Annotated in this window: 19 protein-coding genes and 1 tRNA gene; 4 read left to right on the top strand and 16 right to left on the bottom strand. The window is 48.6% G+C overall.

Features of this window, described 5'->3' with window-relative positions; all coding sequences use genetic code 11:
- Positions 1 to 831, bottom strand: coding sequence for a ferritin-like domain-containing protein (locus tag ACTHR2_RS08680; protein WP_440375622.1), 831 nt, complete (start codon positions 829 to 831; stop codon positions 1 to 3).
- A gap of 289 nt (positions 832 to 1,120) precedes the next feature.
- Between ACTHR2_RS08680 and lolA the strand changes: the two genes are divergently transcribed.
- Positions 1,121 to 1,741: an outer membrane lipoprotein chaperone LolA gene (lolA, locus tag ACTHR2_RS08675; protein ID WP_440375621.1), complete on the top strand. Its 621-nt coding sequence runs from the start codon at positions 1,121 to 1,123 to the stop codon at positions 1,739 to 1,741.
- Between the two features lie 75 nt (positions 1,742 to 1,816).
- Here lolA and glmM read toward each other — a convergent pair whose 3' ends face one another.
- Entirely contained in the window at positions 1,817 to 3,154 is a 1,338-nt protein-coding gene (gene glmM, locus ACTHR2_RS08670) for a phosphoglucosamine mutase (RefSeq protein WP_003747557.1), read from the bottom strand.
- Positions 3,155 to 3,370: 216 nt separating this feature from the next.
- Positions 3,371 to 4,237, bottom strand: a complete 867-nt coding sequence (locus ACTHR2_RS08665; RefSeq protein WP_263337662.1) for a c-type cytochrome — start codon at positions 4,235 to 4,237, stop codon at positions 3,371 to 3,373.
- A gap of 285 nt (positions 4,238 to 4,522) precedes the next feature.
- Here ACTHR2_RS08665 and ACTHR2_RS08660 point away from each other — a divergent pair.
- Positions 4,523 to 4,598 (top strand) — tRNA-Arg (locus tag ACTHR2_RS08660).
- Between the two features lie 91 nt (positions 4,599 to 4,689).
- Here the strand turns inward: ACTHR2_RS08660 and ACTHR2_RS08655 are convergent.
- Together ACTHR2_RS08655 and ACTHR2_RS08650 are read right to left on the bottom strand one after the other, a co-directional pair.
- Positions 4,690 to 5,883, bottom strand: coding sequence for an amino acid aminotransferase (locus ACTHR2_RS08655; protein WP_263337665.1), 1,194 nt, complete (start codon positions 5,881 to 5,883; stop codon positions 4,690 to 4,692).
- Positions 5,884 to 5,993: 110 nt separating this feature from the next.
- Positions 5,994 to 6,767, bottom strand: coding sequence for a FadR/GntR family transcriptional regulator (locus ACTHR2_RS08650; protein WP_263337668.1), 774 nt, complete (start codon positions 6,765 to 6,767; stop codon positions 5,994 to 5,996).
- Between the two features lie 339 nt (positions 6,768 to 7,106).
- Between ACTHR2_RS08650 and ACTHR2_RS08645 the strand changes: the two genes are divergently transcribed.
- Positions 7,107 to 9,083, top strand: a complete 1,977-nt coding sequence (locus tag ACTHR2_RS08645; RefSeq protein ID WP_263337671.1) for a TonB-dependent copper receptor — start codon at positions 7,107 to 7,109, stop codon at positions 9,081 to 9,083.
- A gap of 127 nt (positions 9,084 to 9,210) precedes the next feature.
- On the opposite strand, the gene ACTHR2_RS08640 is transcribed toward ACTHR2_RS08645, so the two are convergent.
- The 4 genes from ACTHR2_RS08640 to ACTHR2_RS08625 form a co-directional block, all read right to left on the bottom strand.
- Positions 9,211 to 10,548 (bottom strand): sodium-dependent transporter, encoded by a 1,338-nt coding sequence (locus ACTHR2_RS08640; protein ID WP_263337673.1) that lies wholly within the window; start codon positions 10,546 to 10,548, stop codon positions 9,211 to 9,213.
- A 267-nt stretch (positions 10,549 to 10,815) separates the two neighbouring features.
- Positions 10,816 to 11,721 (bottom strand): metal ABC transporter solute-binding protein, Zn/Mn family, encoded by a 906-nt coding sequence (locus tag ACTHR2_RS08635; RefSeq protein WP_107849034.1) that lies wholly within the window; start codon positions 11,719 to 11,721, stop codon positions 10,816 to 10,818.
- A gap of 79 nt (positions 11,722 to 11,800) precedes the next feature.
- On the bottom strand, positions 11,801 to 12,676 hold the full coding sequence (locus tag ACTHR2_RS08630; RefSeq protein ID WP_003685375.1) for a metal ABC transporter permease: 876 nt from the start codon (positions 12,674 to 12,676) through the stop codon (positions 11,801 to 11,803).
- A 76-nt stretch (positions 12,677 to 12,752) separates the two neighbouring features.
- Entirely contained in the window at positions 12,753 to 13,478 is a 726-nt protein-coding gene (locus ACTHR2_RS08625; protein ID WP_070607635.1) for a metal ABC transporter ATP-binding protein, read from the bottom strand.
- A 270-nt stretch (positions 13,479 to 13,748) separates the two neighbouring features.
- Here ACTHR2_RS08625 and ACTHR2_RS08620 point away from each other — a divergent pair, with 270 nt between their 5' ends.
- Complete coding sequence (locus ACTHR2_RS08620; protein WP_440375620.1) at positions 13,749 to 14,045, top strand: DUF2288 domain-containing protein; 297 nt, start codon at positions 13,749 to 13,751, stop codon at positions 14,043 to 14,045.
- Between the two features lie 67 nt (positions 14,046 to 14,112).
- Here the strand turns inward: ACTHR2_RS08620 and apaG are convergent, their stop codons facing one another.
- From apaG to ACTHR2_RS08585, 7 genes are all read right to left on the bottom strand, one after another.
- On the bottom strand, positions 14,113 to 14,481 hold the full coding sequence (apaG, locus tag ACTHR2_RS08615; RefSeq protein ID WP_003682575.1) for a Co2+/Mg2+ efflux protein ApaG: 369 nt from the start codon (positions 14,479 to 14,481) through the stop codon (positions 14,113 to 14,115).
- Between the two features lie 96 nt (positions 14,482 to 14,577).
- Positions 14,578 to 15,066 carry a phosphatidylglycerophosphatase A family protein gene (locus ACTHR2_RS08610; protein ID WP_263337715.1) on the bottom strand — a complete coding sequence of 163 codons (489 nt, stop codon included), beginning with the start codon at positions 15,064 to 15,066 and terminating at the stop codon, positions 14,578 to 14,580.
- Positions 15,059 to 16,015, bottom strand: coding sequence for a thiamine-phosphate kinase (thiL, locus tag ACTHR2_RS08605; RefSeq protein WP_263337718.1), 957 nt, complete (start codon positions 16,013 to 16,015; stop codon positions 15,059 to 15,061). The genes ACTHR2_RS08610 and thiL overlap by 8 nt, the downstream gene beginning before the upstream one ends.
- A gap of 185 nt (positions 16,016 to 16,200) precedes the next feature.
- Positions 16,201 to 16,920 carry an SDR family oxidoreductase gene (locus ACTHR2_RS08600; protein WP_003682583.1) on the bottom strand — a complete coding sequence of 240 codons (720 nt, stop codon included), beginning with the start codon at positions 16,918 to 16,920 and terminating at the stop codon, positions 16,201 to 16,203.
- Positions 16,921 to 17,015: 95 nt separating this feature from the next.
- Positions 17,016 to 18,323 carry a hydroxysqualene dehydroxylase HpnE gene (hpnE, locus tag ACTHR2_RS08595; protein WP_263337725.1) on the bottom strand — a complete coding sequence of 436 codons (1,308 nt, stop codon included), beginning with the start codon at positions 18,321 to 18,323 and terminating at the stop codon, positions 17,016 to 17,018.
- Positions 18,320 to 19,168 (bottom strand): presqualene diphosphate synthase HpnD, encoded by an 849-nt coding sequence (hpnD, locus tag ACTHR2_RS08590; protein ID WP_263337728.1) that lies wholly within the window; start codon positions 19,166 to 19,168, stop codon positions 18,320 to 18,322. The genes hpnE and hpnD overlap by 4 nt, the downstream gene beginning before the upstream one ends.
- Positions 19,169 to 19,308: 140 nt before the next feature.
- Positions 19,309 to 19,377, bottom strand: a complete 69-nt coding sequence (locus tag ACTHR2_RS08585) for a prepilin-type N-terminal cleavage/methylation domain-containing protein (RefSeq protein ID WP_107723650.1) — start codon at positions 19,375 to 19,377, stop codon at positions 19,309 to 19,311.
- Positions 19,378 to 19,388: the final 11 nt, after the last annotated feature.

The raw sequence follows: 19,388 nt of genomic DNA, 5'->3' as shown, positions 1-19,388 counted from the left end.
TCAGACGGCCTTTTTATCCTGTTTTAAACTTTTCTCAAAATCTTCCAACATATCCAGCTCAAAACGGCTGAATCCTGCACGTTCCCGTGCTTCGATATTGACGTAGCCGCGGAAGATAAACATATCGTAACGCGCAATCAGGCTGCGGAACAGGGCAACCGGTTCCAAACCGCGCTCACGGCAAAGATGCTGATACCAATGATTGCCGATGGCGACATGCCCCACTTCATCGCGATAAATAATATCCAACACATCGCAGGTTTCCATATCGCCGCGCTGTGCCACTTTTGCACGAATACCCGGCGTAACATCCAAACCGCGCGCTTCCAATACCCGCGGCACCAAAGCCATACGCAACAAGGGATCGTAAGCAGTTTTATACGCCATATCCCACAAATGCCCGTGCGCTTCAAAATCGCCGTAATCGTAGCCCAAGCTGTTCAGACGGCCACGCATCAAGCCGAAGTGAAACACTTCTTCTTTCGCCACCCTTACCCAATCGCGTACAAACTGAAACGGCATATTGCGAAAACGATATGCCGCATCCAAGGCCAGATTAATCGCATTAAATTCAATGTGTGCAATCGCATGCAACATGGCCGCATAGCCTTCGACCGTATTCATCTTGCGCGGTGTAACCTCCGAAGGCGCAACCAAACGCGGACGGGACGGATGTCCGGCAAAACGGCAATCCACGGGTTTCGACTCATCAACCATCAAACCTTCCGCCTCGCCCAACTGCGCAAACAAAGCCTGCGTCAATCTTCCCTTTTCATCCGGATTGTCCGACAGCAAAGCCTGTTCCAATAAAGGATAAGGATTCAGATACATACAAAACCATTGTTTTAAAAAGACAAATATTATAACCGTTTTAAAAAGCAAACAGAAAGACTATAATTTCAAGCTTTCCGTAAAATGACATTAAATACCACACCAAGCCCTTATGCGTTTCATTAAAAAAACGTCAAAACCAAATACAGGCCGTCTGAAGAAATAAAATTATTTCAGATACTTGCTTAGTTTTTCCATATTTACACAAATTAAACCCGCCATTCAGCCCCTTGCCTGTTACACCATAACGTCTATACTGAACCCATCTCTCCGAACAAGGAACCAAAACATGAAAACTACCCGACTGTTCACCCTGACCGCTGCCGCGCTGCTTTCTTCAGCCATCGGCTTTGCACAAGCCGGCGCAGTGGACGCACTGAAAAAATTCAATAATGACACCGACGGTATCAGCGGCAACTTCAGCCAAACCGTTCACAGCAAAAAGAAAACCCAAACTACATACGGTACATTCAAAATCCTGCGCCCTGGCTTGTTCAAATGGGAATACACCAAACCCTACAAACAAACCATCGTCGGCGACGGCAAAACCATTTGGCTCTATGACGTAGATTTGGCGCAAGTAACCAAGTCCTCACAAGACCAAACCATCGGCGACAGCCCTGCCGCCATCCTCTCCAACAAAACGGCATTGGACAGCAGCTACACGCTGAAAGAAGACGGCTCTGCCAACGGCATCGACTATGTTTTGGCTACGCCTAAGAAAAACAACGCCGGCTACCAATACATCCGCATCGGCTTCAAAGGCGACAACCTCGCCGCCATGCAGCTGAAAGACAGCTTCGGCAACCAAACCAGCATCAGCTTCAGCGGTTTGAACACCAAGCCTAACCTTTCCAGCGGTATGTTCAAATTCACGCCCCCTAAAGGCGTTGATGTCTTGAGCAACTAAGCTTCCAATGAAACACAAAGGCCGTCTGAACAACAGACGGCCTTTTATTTATTCAATTCAACATCAAACACACTGTTACTTTTGACCTTGAATGGCAGCGGCAATTTTTTCTGCGCCTTTTTTCGCCCAGTCCGCCTGTTTGGCTTCCACCATCACACGCACGACAGGCTCGGTACCGGATGCACGCAAGACCACGCGGCCTTTGCCTTCGAGTTCTTTTTCCACTTCAGCCAAAGCCTCTTTGGAAGCATCCTGCCAGTTTTGACCTTTTTTGATGCGGACGTTAATCATGGTTTGCGGATACGGCTGCCAATCGGCGCAAACAGTGGCAAGGTCTTGATTCAAGGTTTGCAGTGCGGCCAAAACTTGCAGCGCGGAAATAATGCCGTCGCCGGTATTGTGTTTGTCCATGCACAAAATATGACCGCTGGCTTCGCCGCCAATCAGCCAACCGCGTTGATGGAGCTGTTCCAACACATAGCGGTCGCCCACTTTGGCGCGGCAGAAATCAACGCCCTGCTCTTTCAAAGCAACTTCCATCGCCATATTGGTCATCACTGTACCCACCACGCCGCCGATTTCCACACCTTCGTGCGCGCGTGCTTTGGCAATTACATAAATCAAGCTGTCGCCGTCATACACTTTGCCATTGCGGTCAACCATCATCAAACGGTCGCCGTCGCCATCCAAGGCAATGCCGTAATCGGCTTCATTTTGCAACACAGCGGCTTGCAAAGCTTTCGGATGGGTCGCACCGCATTTTTCATTGATGTTGTAGCCGTTTGGCTCATTACCGATACTGACCACTTGCGCACCCAATTCATGGAATACTTTAGGCGCAACCGCATAGCCTGCACCATTAGCGGTATCAACCACCAATTTCAGACCGCGCAAGTCCAAATGGCTTGGGAAAGTGGATTTACAGAACTCGATATAGCGGTCATCCGCACCATTAATCCGACGCGCGCGGCCAAGACGGCTGGACGGCTGGGTTTTCATTTCCTCATCGATTTTGGCTTCGATTTCCAACTCGATTTCATCGCTCAGCTTCACACCGCCTTCGGCAAAGAATTTAATGCCGTTGTCGGAATAAACATTGTGGGAAGCAGAAATCATCACGCCGGCAGACAAACGCAAAGCACGGGTCAAATACGCTACGCCCGGAGTCGGCAGAGGGCCGGTTTGAATAACATTAACACCGGCGGCGGTAAAACCGGCAATCAGCGCGGCTTCCAGCATATAGCCTGAAATACGCGTGTCTTTACCGATTAAGACGGTCGGTTTGATTTCGCCTTCGTGCTGCACCAAAACCTGACCTGCCGCATAGCCTAATTTCAGGACAAAATCAGGATTAATAGGGAATTGACCAACTTCGCCGCGCACACCGTCAGTACCGAAATATTTTTTTGCCATGAGATAACTCCGTGATTGTTTTGTCGTATGTGAATATGGTTGAACTTCTTTAAAAGAATCTTGATTGTATTCGAAGGCCGTCTAAACCTTTCAGACGACCCTTGATCATGAGAATAATTTACTACTTCAGTATTATAGCAAGATCCGGATTTCCTGCACGAAAAAAGCGCATCCTTTTGTAGAATGCGCTTTCTATTCGAGATTCAAAATCAAATCTTAGAATTTAGCACCAGACTGATTAGCCATGTAATCAACTGCAGCTTTCACTTCATCATCGCTCAGGCTACCGTTACCGCCTTTGGCAGGCATTGCGTTAAAGCCTTCGAGTGCGTGTTTGTGCAGGGTGTCTTTACCTTGTTTGATACGAGGAGCCCAGTCTTCTTTTTTACCTACATGAGGAACACCTGGAACTGCACCGCCGTGACATGCTTGGCAGTTGGCTTCGTAAACTTTTTTGCCGTCTGCGCCGCCGGCTGCCGGAGCTGCCGCACCTTTGTCATCTGCTTTGGCCGCATCTGCTTTAGGGGCTTCTGCAGGAGCTGCACCTTCAGCCGCCAGAGCTGAAGCGGCTTCACCGGAAGCGGCTGCATCGGCAGGGGCTGCGGCATCCGGATCAGGGAAGGTACCGCCGCTCTTGTTCGCCATGTAAGTGATGACGCGTTTGAGTTCTTGGTCGGTCAAATCGGCTGCGCCGCCTTTTGCAGGCATGGCGTTAAAGCCGTTCAAAGCGTGTTGGAACAAAGTATCGAAACCTTGTGCAATGCGAGGCGCCCAATCGCCTTTGTTTTCAAATTTAGGCGCTTTAGGAACGATGCTGTCCGCAGCGTGACATTGAATACAGATTTTGTTGAAAATCTGATCGCCTTGACGCTCGCCGACTGGAATACCGTCGCCCAATTTCAGTTGGCCGACTGGCTGGATACGGGTTTGAGTCGCAGCTTCGGTTGTTTCGGCAACATCGCCGAATGAACCGCTTCCCGCCAGTTTGATCAGGAAGTAAATCACTGCAATGACAATAACGATACCGCTCACAAGGGTGAACAATGCAGAGCCTTGGGCTTTGTGGTCGCGGAGTTGTTTCATTTGGTAGGCCTCGCCGTTAGGTTAGGTTGTGCTGTAAGTTATAGTTTATGTGTTAAACGCAGTTAACAATATTTTGCTGGATTATACTGAATTCGCAAAGGCTTTCCAATCCATCTTGAGAAAAAGATACGCAAAAATCCTCAAAAGGCCATCTAAATTCTGCTAAGCCTTTGTAGTTAATTGATTATTCCAGCCATACAAAAAAGTGACCGCCAATGCCACTTTCAGACACTTTCAAGATAAACTTTGCCAATAAAGCCAATATGCGTTAACCTTACGGCTTCCGCACCCATAGCTCAGTTGGAAGAGTGTCAGTTTCCGAAGCTGGAGGTCACAGGTTCGATCCCTGTTGGGTGCGCCAATTATAAAGAGGCCGTCTGAAAGATGAAAATTTTTCAGACGGCCTTTTGATTTACTTCAAATAAAACTACATTCAATTTCAGATTGAACGGCTATTGCAACACTTTGGCAAATGCTTCGGCCACATAATCGATATTCGATGCATTCAATCCTGCCACACACATCCTGCCTGAATCCAGCAGGTAAACGGCAAACTCGTCACGCAGGCGGTGTACCTGCTCTACGGTTAGGCCTGTATAGCTGAACATACCGCGCTGTTTGATGAAATAGCTGAAATCGCGATTGGGAATTTTGGCCGTCAAAACATCATAAAGTTTCTGACGCATGGCACGGATGCGGTCGCGCATGGCATAAACCTCGTTTTCCCACAAAACGCGTAAATCATCGCGGTTCATCACATCAGACGCAATATATGCACCATGCGCGGCAGGGCTGGAATAAATACGGCGGACGGTAAATTTCAACTGTCCGAACACCAGCTCTGCTTCTTCCTTATTAGGACACACTACGCTCAAACCGCCGACACGCTCGCCGTACAGCGACAGGTTTTTCGAGAAAGAGTTGCTGACAAACAAAGGCAATCCCATTTCGACGGCTTTACGAATCGCATAGGCATCGCTGTCCAAATCCTCGCCGAAACCTTGATAGGCAATATCCATAAACGGAATCAGCTTGTGCGTTTTGATGATGTCCAACACTTCATCCCATTGCGCTTGCGACATATCTACGCCGGTCGGGTTTTGGCAACATGGATGCAAAATCAAGACACTGTTTTCCGGTAATGTTTTGAAAAACGCAGTCATCTCTTCAAATTTCACGCCGACGGTTTCAGGGTTGTAATAAGGATACGTCCCCACTTCAAAACCGGCGCCTTCAAAAATGCCTTTATGGTTGTCCCACGTCGGATCGCTGACATAGGCTTTTGCATCGGGGAACCAACGGTGCAAAAAGTCGGCACCGACTTTCAACGCTCCTGAACCGCCTAAAGTCTGTACGGTCGCAACGCGCCCTTCTGCCAGCGCCGGATTATCCTGCCCGAACAGCAAACGCTGAACTGCGCTTCGATAAGTGTCCAAACCTTCCATCGGCAGATAAGGAGATGGGCGCGGTACAGCCGCACGCTCTGCTTCTGCCCGGCGGACAGATTCCAAAACCGGCATTTTGCCTTCGTCATCAAAATAAATGCCTATGCTCAAGTTGACTTTTTCAGGACGCTCGTCGCGTTTGAAGGTTTCAACCAAACTCAAAATCGGATCGCCCGGATAATACTCGACATGACGGTACATGGTGCTTCCTTTGTTTTCAGACAGAATTGATGCAAATTGTGGCACTAAAAGTCCTTATTTGCAAAATCAGGCCGTCTGAAAAATTCAGACGGCCTGATTATTTTTAAACGCTACCAATCTACCCGTTTTAAATCATTTTGTGCCAATACATCCGCATGCTCGCTGCGGCTTTGATATTCCCTGTCCTGCAAAATGCGGCGAGCGACATAATTCAAATGCAGCTTGGCTGCCTCAGCAGCTTCCGACGGTTTAGCCTGGGCAACGGCTTCAAAAATAGCGCGGTGCTGGGCAATCAGCGTCGGGCGCGGGTCTTCGGTTTGATGGATATAGATAATGCCGCTGCGTGTTTGCTGATAAAGCATTTTGAGCAGGCTGCTGGAAAGGTGGCTGAATAGGATATTGTGCGCGGCATCGGCAATGGTTTGATGGAAGCTGACGTCTGCTTCGGCTTGATGCTCCAAATTTCCGCTTTCACAGGCCGTTTCAAACTTCTGCCGCCAGAAGTCAATACGTTTCAAATCAGCATCAGTCCGTCTTTCGGCGGCCAGCGCCGCCATACAGCCTTCAATGTGACAGCTGAAATCGAATACGTCTGTTTCCCAATTGGTATGTTTGCCGAGCAATTCCTGCCAGCTTTGCAAAAAATCCTGTTGCGGCTTGACGGAAACATAATAGCCATCGCCCTGCCGCGCTTCCAAAACCTGCTTGGCAATTAAAATATTCAACGCCACCCTGACCGACGGACGCGATACGCCGAATTCTTCCGCAAGCGTACGTTCGGGAGGCAATTTACTGCCTTCTTCATAAATGCCGGTCGCGATACGTTCTTCCAAAATGGCTAAAACCTGATCGCTGATTTTTTGCGGACGAACCAATTTCGTCATGTTGTATTCCTGATGATTGAAGGACAGTTGTATTCAAACGGCCATAAATTGGATTGACCAATTGGCCGCTCATTCTAATCAATCCCCTATTTTTTCGTCAAGGAATGCCATTCTCCCCATCGCAAGCAGTTTAATTCAAACACATTCATTTTTATCAAGTAACCTCACCAATGCCTTCAAATCAATATTTTGGTATGACCAATCTTAATAAACAACCTATGCGCCCAAAATCTGAAAATATTGATTTAGATTAAAATCCCACTGCTTCTATTTAACTAGACTTTATGTATAATACTTAGGTATTAGTTAACATAATTCCTAATAATAGAGAGAAACGATATGAAATACCCACCATTACTTATCTTACCCATTGCCTTAGCCGTATCCCAAGCATGGGCAGATACCGATCCTACACCTGAAGAAACGGTTACCCTTTCCCCTGTCACCGTCACCGGCACACAACAAGAAAAAGCCAATCGCGTTACTTTCAACCCCAAAGCTGCTTTGCAACCCCTCCCTGCCGGAGACGGGGCAGACCTTTTACAATCCGTGCCCAACATGAGCATCATCCGCAAAGGCGGCAGCTCGGGCGATCCGCTGTTCCGTGGTTTAGGCGGCTCGCGCCTCTCCGTCAATGCCGACGACCAGTTTATTTATGGCGGTTGCGGTATGCGCATGGACCCGCCGACTGCCTATATTCACCCAAATTCATTTGATAAAGTCGTGGTCACCAAAGGCCCACAAACCGTTACCCAAGGTATGGGCTTGGTCAGCGGTTCGGTGCAATTTATCCGTAAAGATCCTGATTTCACTGAAAAACCTTACAACATCAACGCCACCCTGACAGCAGGCAGCAACGACCGCCTTGACGGCTCGCTGGAAGCCGAGTTCGGCGGCAAATACGGCTACGTCCGTACCAATATCTCCCATAACGAAGCCGACGACTACAAAGACGGCGACGGCAACCGCATTCACTCCAACTTCAAACGCGACAGCCAAATGTTGCAACTGGGTATTACCCCGACAGAAAACACCACCATTGCCGGCACATACGAGCGCAGCAGAGCCAAGGTTGCCTATGCCGACCGTATGATGGACGGCAGCAAATTCGACCGTGATGCGTGGAACATCCGCTTTACCCAACGCAACCTTACCCCATGGTTCAGCGAGTTGGAACTGCGCTACGGTAAAAGCGAAATCGACCACGTGATGGACACATACAGCCTGCGTACCATCTACAATCCTGCCGGCAAGCAGATTAAAAATGCCAACAACCCTAAACGTAATACCGATACAGGCCGTCTGAAAGCCACTTTCGACTGGGACAAGCTCAACCTGCAAACCGGTTTGGATTATCTGGACGACGTCCACGTCGCACGCATGGAGCGTGGTGGCGACGGCTACAGCCACAAGCCTTACATGCCCAACCAAAGTTTCAAACAATGGGGTATTTTCACCGAAGCCTCTTGGCAGCAAACCGACAATCAACGTTGGGTAGCAGGTTTGCGCCATGACCAAGTCAAAGCGCATTACGATACCGCGCGCGTGACCGACCCCGTTTTGAAACATCAAAAATTCAATTTGAACTCAGGCTTCCTGCGCTGGGAAAGAAATGCGGACAACGGCCTGAAATACTATGCCGGCTTCGGTATTGCAGAACGCGCACCTGACTACTGGGAACGCCTGCGCTCGGAAAACAAAGCCATCCGCGCAGAGCAAAACCGCCAAATTGATGCAGGTGTAATCTGGAAACGTCCTAATCTCCACGCTTCCGTATCCGTATTCGGTAGCGACATCAAAGACTTCATCATGATGGAGCGCCAAGGCATGAATTTCGGCGTGCGCAACATCAACGCTTCTCGCTTTGGCGGCGAAGCCGAAGTCAAATGGACATTTGCGCCTAACTGGGAAGTTGGCACCAGCCTCGCATACACCCACGGAAAAAACCGCACCGACGGCAAACCTTTGGCACAAACACCGCCGCTCGAGTGGAACAACACCCTCGCCTTTGACAACGGCAAATTCAGTGCGGGTGCATTATGGCGTGTCGTGGCCAAACAAAACCGTTACAGCAAAGGTCAAGGCAATATCGTCGGCCAAGACATCGGCGCTTCTTCGGGCTTTGGCGTACTCTCGCTCAACGCCGGTTGGAAATTCAGCAAATACGCCACATTGCAAGGCGGCGTGGACAACGTGTTCAACAAAACCTATGCTGAATTCGTCAGCCGCGGCGGCGACCCTTCTGCCGGTACACAAACCATGCGCGTGAACGAACCCGGCCGTACTGCATGGCTGAGACTGCAAGCGAAGTTCTAATCAGCCTCGCGCATATATAAAAAGGCCGTCTGAAAAATTTTCAGACGGCCTTAATATTTTTAATGATGTTTTTAAACAAACAGTCCGGCGAAACAATGCAACGCCGGACTGTTTGCTCTCTATCGGATTAAATCAAACCCAAAGAGTTGATGAACACCACAATAATCGCAATCGGCGCAAGATAGCGAAGCACACCCAGCCACAGGTAAAGCAACTGTTTCGGAATGGTACTGCCCATGCCCGCATCGCGCAGGACGGACTGTTTGTCCTGAACCCATGACGTAAATACAGCAACGCTCAATGCGCCAATTGGCATAATAACGGCGGAAATAATGAAGTCCCACAAGTCAAAAATGGTTTTGCCGAAAATTTTAAACTCGCTCCAAACGCCAAATGACAGCGCCGAAGGAATACCAACTATGAAAATCGCAATGCCGGTTACCCAAGCGTGGCTGCTGCGCTTTTTTTCGTCTTGGCGGATGGTTGCCGCGATAACGGTTTCCAGCATCGAAAATGCGGAAGTCAGCGTCGCAAAGACAACCAACAGCATGAACACGGCAAACAAATATGTACCCATCGGCATTTTCATGAAGACTGCAGGCAACACGACAAAAATCAAACCAGGGCCTTGGCCGGGTTCAAAACCGAAGGCAAATACCGCAGGGAAAATCACCAAACCGGCCAGCAGCGATACAAACAGGTTCATCCACATAATCATATGGCCGGAGCGGAACATATCCTGATCCTTACCCAAATACGAGGCATAGGTAATCATCGCGGACACGCCGATACTCAAAGCAAAAAACGCCTGCCCCAAAGCAGTCAGCATCGTACCCGGTTTCAAATACGACCAATCCGGTTTTAACAAGAATGCCACGCCCTCCATTGCGCCGGGCAAAGTCAGCGAACGAACAGCCAGCGCGATAAAGAGGATAAACAAACCCGGCATCAACACGCGGTTTGCCTTTTCAATGCCGTCTGAAACGCCGCCTTTGACCACCCAAATGGTAATCAGCATGAACAAGCCTTGGTAAAACAGCGAACCAAACGGCGAAGAAATCGTTTTGCCGAACAAGGCTTCAAAGTCTGCACCGGCATGAATTTCGCCGGTAAAGCTGTGCACGACGTAGTTCAATACCCAGCCGCCAACCACGCTGTAAAACGATAGCAAAATAAAACACGCGGCCACACCCATGCGGCCAACCCACGGCCACTGCGAACCCGGGCGCAATGCTTTGAAGGAATCAATGGCGTTTTTACCGCCTGTACGACCGATGTAAAACTCGGCCAGTTGAACCGGTAAAGCCACCAAAATGGTGAAAATCAAAAACAAAAGAAAGAATACGGCGCCGCCGTTGGTACCGGCTGTATAAGGGAATTTCCAAATTGCACCCAAACCGATGGCCGAGCCTGCCGCAGCAAGCACAAAGCCGATTTTGGATGACCAAGATGAATGGTTGCTCATGATGTAATATTAAGAAACGTGAAGATGCCGAATTGTAACAGGGTGAAGTCAAGCCGTGAGTGGCTGACGGACAGCCGATAAGCAATTCGCACGGATGGTGCGTACTTACCAAGCAAATTAGCATGAATTTTTGATAATTAAACTTCTAATAGCACAAATTTTATTTTTATATTCTAAATTTGACGGTTTATTTCAAAAATAAGCATATAAAAGGCCGTCTGAAACCTTGTTTTTAAGGTTTCAGACGGCCTTTATCCTTAAGCCGCTTTATTTTTTCATGGCATCGGTCATAACTTTGACATTGTAGCGGTACATGCCGATGTAGCTGTTGGCCGGTGCGCCACCCAATGCATCGGAATACAAACGTCCGCTGACATTGACGCCGGTTTCTTTGGCGATACGGTCAATCATGCGCGTGTCTTTGATGTTTTCAGTAAAGACGGCTTTAATACCCTCGCGTTTGATTTGGCGGATAATGGAAGCCACTTGTTTGGCAGACGGCTCGGCTTCGCTGCTCACGCCTTGAGGGGCGATAAATTCAATATTGTAGCGTTTGCCCATGTAAGAGAACGCATCATGCCCGGTCAAGACTTTACGCTTGGCGGCAGGTACGGCATTAAAGGCAGCCTGCGCATCACTGTGCAATTTTTTCAGCTGCATTTGATAGTTGCCCAAACGTTGCTGATAGTAGGTTTTGCCTTCAGGATCGACTTGAATCAAAGCATTGGCAACGTTTTGCGCATATGTGCCCATCAGGACGGGGTCGGTCCAAACGTGCGGATCAAACTCGCCGTGATCGTGATGATGGCCTTCATGATCGTGGTCATGATGATGGCCGCCCTCTTCTGCTTTCAAAGCCTGAATGCCTTTTGTCGCTTCGGCGAAAGGCACTTTGCTCTGTTTGACTGCACGCTGTACATCGGCGGCTTCCAAGCCCAAACCGTTAAGCAATACCAATTTGGCACTGCGGATTTTTTTGATGTCGCCACTGGTCATGTGGTAGGCATGGCTGTCTTGGTTAGGGCCCACCAAGCTTTGAACGGCCACACGGTCGCCACCAATCTGTTTGGCCACGTCGCCCAAAATGCTGAAGCTGGTGACAACAGGCAGCGGAGCGGCATAAGCTGCACCGGTCAATAATGCGGCAACGATGCCGAGTTTCCAATGTTTCATATTCTCTCCAGTGATATAACGTAACATTAACATCATCATAAAACAGACCGCCTGTTTATTCAAGCGGCCGTCTGAAAAATCATGCCGTGCGGTGTTTCTTGCGGCGCAGCCATTTTGCCAAAATGCCGCCTTCCCAACCGAACACGACGGAAATCAGGTAAAGCGTACCGCAGCATAAAATAATCGCAGGGCCGGACGGGATTTCGATATGGTAAGAAAACAACAGTCCTGCCAAGCCGCAAAGTAAAGCCAATGCGACAGACAAAATCATCAGCCAACCCATGCTTTTCGCCCACAGTCTGGCGGTAATTGCCGGCAACATCATCAAACCGACCGACATCAGCGTACCCAATGCCTGAAAACCGGCAACCAGATTCATCACGACCAGCACCAAAAACAGCACATGCCAAAAGCCGCCCTTACCGCCGACAGCCTTGAGGAACAAAGGATCTATGCTTTCCAACACCAGCGGGCGGAACATGACCGCCATAAGCAAAATAGTGACGCTCGCAGAAACGGCAATCAGCTGCAAAGCCGGAATATCCACCGCTAACACCGAGCCAAACAGCAAATGCAGCAAATCGACGCTGCTGCCGTTTTTGCTGACCAAAACCACACCGATGGCGAGGCTGCTCAAATAAAATGCGGCAAAGTTCGCGTCTTCTTTCAATGAAGTAAACCGGCTGACCAAACCTGCTAACAAAGCCATCAGCAAACCGGCCGCAAAACCGCCGACACTCATTGCAGGCAAACTCAAACCGGCAAACATATAGCCAATGGCCGCACCGGGCAAAACCGCATGGCTCAAGGCATCGCCCACCAAACTCATGCGGCGCATCACCAAAAACACACCGACGGGCGCCGCACTCAATGCCAGGCAGAAAATCGACGCCAGGGCATAGCGCATAAAGTCAAATTCGGCAAACGGCGCGACGACTAAATCATATAAATCCATGTTTTATCGCTTTTTTATTAATCTCTGAAAGCCTGAGGCCGTCTGAAAAATACTTACTTTCAGACGGCCTTGTCCATTAAACCGCGCACCAATCGGCCGCTTCCTGTTTCTGCATCATTCGGTTTGCCTGTGCCAAAAACTCATCGGTCAACACATTTTCAGTCGCACCGGCAGTCACTTTTTCACGCGCCAAAAGCAACGTGTTGGCAAAATATGCCCTCACCTGCTCGTAATCATGCAACACGGCAATTACCGCCTGACCGTCCTGATGGCATTGGCGCAAAACTTCCAACAGCGCATAAGTCGTCCGCGCGTCCACCGCGTTAAACGGTTCGTCCAGCAACAAAAATTTGGCATCCTGCACCAGCATCCGCGCAAACAATACGCGTTGGAACTGGCCATTGGACAAATGCGCAATTTGGCGCGTGGCAAAATCCTGCATTTCCACGCGTTCCAAAGCCGCCATCACGCGCTTTTTCTGCGCCGCGTTCACACGCCCGAAAAAGCCGATTTCATACCACAGCCCCATCGCCGCCAGTTCAAACACCGTCATCGGCTGGCTGCGGTCAATATCCGACTGCTGCGGCAGATAGGCAATGTCCTTGCGCGCCATATTTTCATAGCGCACGCTGCCCGTGTCCGTCTTCTGCAAGCCCATAATGGCTTTGAGCAAAGTCGATTTGCCCGCGCCGTTCGGCCCGAAAATCGTCCACATCTTGCCATCTTCAAACACCATATCGACATGGTGCACCACCGGCCTGCGCTGATAGCTGACCGTCAGATTTTCCACCACGATACTCATGGCGACACCGCCCAAAAATATACAGCCCACAACGCCGCCAATGCGACAAGCGCAATCAGCAGCCTTTGCAGCAATCCGGTCAACAATACAGAATTCATAAGCCTAAAACCGCCCTTGCCCGAATACGGACTACAGGCCGTCTGAAAGAAAATTAAAACATTAAAATGATACTGTATAACGTTAACCCTGTAAATTTCTTTCGTTTTCAGACGGCATCAGGCAAAAGGCCGAATATCGGTTACAATCCATTTTTTATTTGATGATTGTCCTATGTCTATTCCACTCTTAAACGAAAAACTCAACACCGAAACCGCCCGCATTTCATGGGAAGAGCTGCAACCCCACTTCGCACGCGGTGCCGCCGTCTATGTTGCGCCCGATTTGGATTTGATTGCCGTCGCCCGTCATGTTGCCGAAGATGAAGCCGCGCCATTGAAACAATGGATGGAACAAGGCAAATTCGGTGTCATCAGCGATGATATGGCGCGCACATTTTTAGCGGATAAGCAGGAAATGTGGGCGGTTGTCGTGGCGCCGTGGGTATTGGTACAGCCCTGCAAAGACTGATAAGGCCGTCTGAAAAATGAAAAACCGGAACATGTGAAATGTTCCGGTTTTTCATTTTTCAGACGGCCTATTGCAACGTAAAGCCTGCTTTGAATTCAAGCTTCGGCACCCCGATAACGAAACGTTTGCCGATGCTGTCTTCAAACTCATACGCGCCTTCGATACTGCCCCAAGGCGTGCTGATTTGCGAACCGCTGTTGTACTCATAGGCTTCACCCGGGTACAAAACAGGTTGCTCTTCAATCAAGCCGGCATGTCCGACCTGCTCTGTCTCACCGTGTCCGTCGGTGATTTCCCAAAAACGCTGACGCAAAGTAATGATTTCATCACTGCGGTTGCAGATGGTAATCAGATAATTGAAGGCATAGCGGTCGCGGTAGACGTCGCTCTGACCGGCCATATAACGCGGCTCCACGTTAATCTCGATTTCATTCATAATTGTTTACCCCGTATGGTATTTATTTTATTTCAATCCGGATAATTCCGGCGTGCCCGCCCTATTTTTGCAAAGGGTCGAAACACTTAAAACGCATCACGCGATCCAATAAAACAGGCCCAAGACCATCAAGGTCATCGCAGCTGCAATCAAATCATCAAGCATAATGCCTAAACCTCCATGAATCCGCCGGTCAAACCATTTGATCGGCCATGGTTTCAACGCATCAAACAAGCGGAAAATAACAAAAGCCACCAGCCACCAGCTCCATTTAAACGGAATCAGCGACAGCACCAACAGCATCGCGACAATTTCATCCCAGACGATACCGCCGTAATCCTGAATGCCCAGTTCCCTCTCGGTATAACCGCAAATGCGGATACCCCAGAAAAACAAGGCGATACACAATAAAAGCAATATCCAGCCGTCTATGCCCAACAGGCACAATACAAAAGCCAGAGGTAATGCTGCCAGCGTTCCGGCCGTACCCGGCGCAACCGGCGACAAGCCGCTGCCGAAACCGAATCCTAAAAAACACAATGGTTTTTGCAACAGCCAAGAAAAAGTAGGTTTACGTTCAGCCAAAATGATCAAATCCTAAAGAAGTCAGTTCCAATACGCCGCCTTCGGCATCCAAAATATTCAGACGGCCTGAGTCAGTAATTTTACCAATTCGGGCAACCGGTACGCCACTTTGTTCCGCTGCCTGACAAACGCGTTCCCTGTCTTCTGGAGCGGCAGTAAAAATCAGTTCGTAATCATCGCCGCCGGCCAATACCGCCGACAACCATTGTTCGCGCGACAATACGTTTTTCAATTCAGGCAACGACGGCACACAATCGGCAAATATTTCCGCCCCGACAGCAGAGGCTTTCAAAATATGCCCCACATCTTGAGCCAGGCCGTCTGAAACATCTTGCGCGGCATGGGCAAACGGCAACAATGCCTGACCCAATGAAACGCGCGGCTCTGGACGGAGCAATTTATCATCGCAAACCGCCATGATTTCAGACGGTAATTGATAATGCCCCAGATGTTTGTTCAAAGCAGCGGCAGCCAAACCCAACCGACCCGATACCCAAATATCGTCGCCGACTTCGGCCGCATCACGCCGCAGGGCATTCCCTGTCGGAACTTCACCTACTATTGTTACATTAAAGACCAAATCGCCTTTGGTGGTATCGCCACCAATCAACACCGTATCAAAACGCGCGGCCAAAGCAAAAAAGCTATCGCAAAAACGTTTGAGCCAGTCTTGATTCAATTCAGGCAGCGCAGCACTGAGCAACACCCAACGTGGCTTGGCACCCATAGCGGCCATATCGGATAAGTTTACTGCAAGCATTTTCCATGCCAAATCTTCGGGCAAAACATCTTCAAAAAAATGTCTGCCCTTGACCAACATATCAGCGCTAAAACATAAATCAAATCCGTTACTTGGGCGAATAATAGCGGCATCGTCCCCTATGCCCAAAATCAGACCTTCCGATTTTTGTCGCTGCAAATATTGTCTGATAAAGTCAAATTCCGTCATATTTATCCAATACAACTATAACTTAGATTACTATATCTAATTTTGTGCCAGCCTGATGAGTGCCTATTAACACATCAAACATCAAACTTCCATTATTTAGATATAAAACTCAATAAGTTAAAGGCCGTCTGAAAATATAGATTTCAGACGGCCTCATGTTTTCAAACCACTCTGAGCAGGTATATTTACAGATAGACGATTTCGCCTGTCCGCCCCCTGCTCTCTTGACTTGCCCACCAAATAAATTGCGGCAGGACATCTTCGTAGTTTTTACGTTCGCTTTTCGATTCACCCGGATGCGATTTGATACGTTGTGGCGAATTGATGGCACCCGGCACCAAAACATTGGCACGCAGGTTGTCAAAACGTTCCCACTCGTCCGCGGCCACTTTACACAAATAATTGAGCGCGGCTTTGGAGGCACCAAAACCACCCCAATAAGCTTGCGGTTTTTCGCCGTGGCTTTCGCCGACAAAAATCACAGAAGCATCTTCGGATTGCTTCAACAATGGGAACAGCGCACGGGTCAAGCCCATAGGCGCAACGGTATTGATGCGGTATTGGTTGACCCATTCCGATACGGTTTGGAAGTCCAATGGCGACAAGGCATAGAAATAGCTGGCGCAATGCACCACGCCATCCAATTTTCCGCCGGTTGCTTCATCAATAGTTTCCGCGAATTGCTTAAACTCTTTCTCCTCCGCGCTCATCAAATCAAAGCAGATAGCAAACGGCTCAGGGCTGCCCGCAGCCACAATGGCATCATAGACTTTTTCCAAACGCTTTTGATGACGCGCCACCAAAATGACAGTCGCTCCGGCAGCCGCATAGGCTTTGGCAACCTGTTCGCCCAAGCCTTGGGATGCGCCGGTAATCAAGATGGTTTTGTTCGCTAATGTCGTCATGACTTTTCCTTGAACTTTATGGTTTTAGATATTGTATCGGCTTGGTAAGTTTTGTAAAGTCAAAAAGGCCGTCTGAACATTCAGACGGCCTCAGTTTATTCAACCCTCAAATCCAGCATAAGCTTTTCAGCCGCTGCAAAGCCCGACTGAACCGCAGCCTCCAATGTCGCCGGATAGCGCGGATGGAGATAGTCGCCAGCCGGATAAATACGGCGATGGTGCAACCATGAGAAATCAGGTTGTACAAAATCAACCGTTGCCGCCGTAGTCGCGCGTTTTTCCGTAATAATACGTACGGCTTCGGGCTTACCCAAATCCGGACAAATCCGCTTAATGTCCGCATGAGCTTTCTCGGCCAAATCTTTATCCTTCCAAGCCTCGGTGCAATCGGAAACGCTGATGACAACCGCGACTTCATTATCCGGTAAACCCAATGCCCCCCGATGTAACACCCATTGCGCCGTACCATCAGAAAACCCTGTTAAAGGCGCCGGCAGTTTGACTGCTTGGGCATAACGCAAATAAACCGTGGTAATCGCATGATAGTGCAACGATTGATAGGCCGTCTGAATATAGTCAGGCGTATCTTCAGGCAAAAGCGCGTCAACATGATATGGCGCAACAGCCAAAATCACCGCATCAAATACTTCGCCATTGATTTCAATCCGGCCATCAATATGATGGTTTAAGTGGGAAACACGAGTTTCAAGATGTATTTTTGCACCATTCTTATGCAGAAAATCCGAAGCCGGTTCGGCTACGATCCGCCCTAAATCCTGCTTAGGCAAAAGATAATCGCTGTTTGCCTTTTCAGACCACACACCATCATTCAATACATTGCATAAAATACGCAACGATGCCTGTTCTAACGGCGTATTTAAAGCACCCCAGACCAAAGGTTGCCAAAATTGGCCAAGCAGACTGCGGGGAACATTTCGTGTTCTCAACCACTTCGCAACCGTCAAATCGGTTTTATGATGAGCTGCCCAACGTTGCAATGCCGACATATCCGACAGCAATTTGATTTTCAATGAAAAAGAAAGATTTTTTGCACGCAGGATACCGACAAGCAAATGCCAAGGCGCAGGCAGAGAGGCCGTCTGAAACTGTAATCCTTCATGGATGTACCATTGCAAAGGCTGACGTAAAAAGGCAGACTCGGGTTGAACACCAATATGTTGCATCAAAGTTTGAACACCATGATACGCACCCAATAAGATATGCTGCCCATTATCCAAAAAGCTGAATCCATCATCTTTCCCAGCTAAGGTACGCGCCCTACCGCCAGCCTGTCTCCCAGCCTCAAACAAAGAAATATCAGCTTGATGAATCAGAGAAACCGCCGCAGACAAACCTGTCCAACCGGCACCAATCACAGCAATTTTGGGACGCTTAGTATTCATGGTTTAAATCCAAACAGCCAAGTTTTTAAAGCAATACGTTTTTTACGGGGAGAAGGAATCGCAATTTTATAAGTCAACACATTTTGCGCACCATCACGGTCGATTTCATTCAACAACGCATAATAAATAGCCGCCATAATCAGGCCGACTTTTTGCGATTTCTTATCCTCAGCCGGCAAAAACAACATCGCTTCACGATAAGTTTCACGCGCCCTATTCACTTGAAATTGCATCAATTTTGCAAAATTGTCTGTCGGTTTGCACTGCATGATTACATTGGCAGGTACATCAAACTTCTGCATTTCCTCTATCGGCAGATAAATTCTTCCCTGCCGCGCATCTTCGCCCACATCGCGAATAATGTTCGTCAACTGCAAAGCCAAGCCCATTTTGTCCGCATATTCCAAAGTTTTCTGATTGGAAAAACCTAAAATCCGCGCAATAAGGCACCCCACTACCCCTGCAACACGGTGGCAATACAGCTTTAATTCATCAAAACTACCATAACGAGCCTGCTCCAAATCCATCTGCATGCCATCAATCAAGGCCTCAAATTCATTCTTCGGCAAGTCAAAATTTGCCCGAATATCTTTTAAAGCCTGATGAACGGGATGCTCAGGCATCTCATTATTAAATACTTTCTCCAAATCACTGCGCCACCAGTTCAACGTTATCTGAGCTACATTTGGATCGGTACAGCCATCAACCACATCATCTAGTTCGCGACAAAAAGCATATAAAACAGTGATCGCATTTCTTTTTTCTACCGATAAAAAACGAAAGCCGGATAAAAAACTAGAATGGCTTTCTGCAGCCTTTTGATGACAATAATCCAAAGCAAGCACTGTGTATCCTAAAAATATCGTTATAAATAATTAGCAGGGATTTTATCTGTATTTAAAAAAGTACGCCAATATCAAAAACTCATCTTACAACAAGGCCGTCTGAAAGCTGATCTTAAGTATCTTTCAGACGGCCTAATATCTTACGTCGCCAATATCGAAACCAACAGCATCACCACCAACAGCTGTATCAAAGAATACCCCCTCTGCACAGTTGCCCTAT

This window comes from Neisseria sp. P0006.S004, assembly GCF_051963015.1.
In the GTDB taxonomy this organism is placed as follows: Bacteria; Pseudomonadota; Gammaproteobacteria; order Burkholderiales; family Neisseriaceae; genus Neisseria.
Note: the sequence above shows the minus strand (reverse complement) of the source record. Positions and strands in the feature narration are given on the sequence as shown.

Coding starts and splice junctions, on each gene's coding strand:
- hpnE (WP_263337725.1), bottom strand. CDS start 18,323: ATGAATACTAAGCGTCCCAAAATTGCTGTGATTGGTGCCGGTTGGACA.
- ACTHR2_RS08625 (WP_070607635.1), bottom strand. CDS start 13,478: ATGAGTATCGTGGTGGAAAATCTGACGGTCAGCTATCAGCGCAGGCCG.
- apaG (WP_003682575.1), bottom strand. CDS start 14,481: ATGAATGAAATCGAGATTAACGTGGAGCCGCGTTATATGGCCGGTCAG.
- ACTHR2_RS08630 (WP_003685375.1), bottom strand. CDS start 12,676: ATGGATTTATATGATTTAGTCGTCGCGCCGTTTGCCGAATTTGACTTT.
- glmM (WP_003747557.1), bottom strand. CDS start 3,154: ATGGCAAAAAAATATTTCGGTACTGACGGTGTGCGCGGCGAAGTTGGT.
- thiL (WP_263337718.1), bottom strand. CDS start 16,015: ATGACGGAATTTGACTTTATCAGACAATATTTGCAGCGACAAAAATCG.
- ACTHR2_RS08620 (WP_440375620.1), top strand. CDS start 13,749: ATGTCTATTCCACTCTTAAACGAAAAACTCAACACCGAAACCGCCCGC.
- ACTHR2_RS08665 (WP_263337662.1), bottom strand. CDS start 4,237: ATGAAACAACTCCGCGACCACAAAGCCCAAGGCTCTGCATTGTTCACC.
- lolA (WP_440375621.1), top strand. CDS start 1,121: ATGAAAACTACCCGACTGTTCACCCTGACCGCTGCCGCGCTGCTTTCT.
- ACTHR2_RS08645 (WP_263337671.1), top strand. CDS start 7,107: ATGAAATACCCACCATTACTTATCTTACCCATTGCCTTAGCCGTATCC.
- ACTHR2_RS08655 (WP_263337665.1), bottom strand. CDS start 5,883: ATGTACCGTCATGTCGAGTATTATCCGGGCGATCCGATTTTGAGTTTG.
- ACTHR2_RS08680 (WP_440375622.1), bottom strand. CDS start 831: ATGTATCTGAATCCTTATCCTTTATTGGAACAGGCTTTGCTGTCGGAC.
- ACTHR2_RS08635 (WP_107849034.1), bottom strand. CDS start 11,721: ATGAAACATTGGAAACTCGGCATCGTTGCCGCATTATTGACCGGTGCA.
- ACTHR2_RS08600 (WP_003682583.1), bottom strand. CDS start 16,920: ATGACGACATTAGCGAACAAAACCATCTTGATTACCGGCGCATCCCAA.
- ACTHR2_RS08640 (WP_263337673.1), bottom strand. CDS start 10,548: ATGAGCAACCATTCATCTTGGTCATCCAAAATCGGCTTTGTGCTTGCT.
- ACTHR2_RS08650 (WP_263337668.1), bottom strand. CDS start 6,767: ATGACGAAATTGGTTCGTCCGCAAAAAATCAGCGATCAGGTTTTAGCC.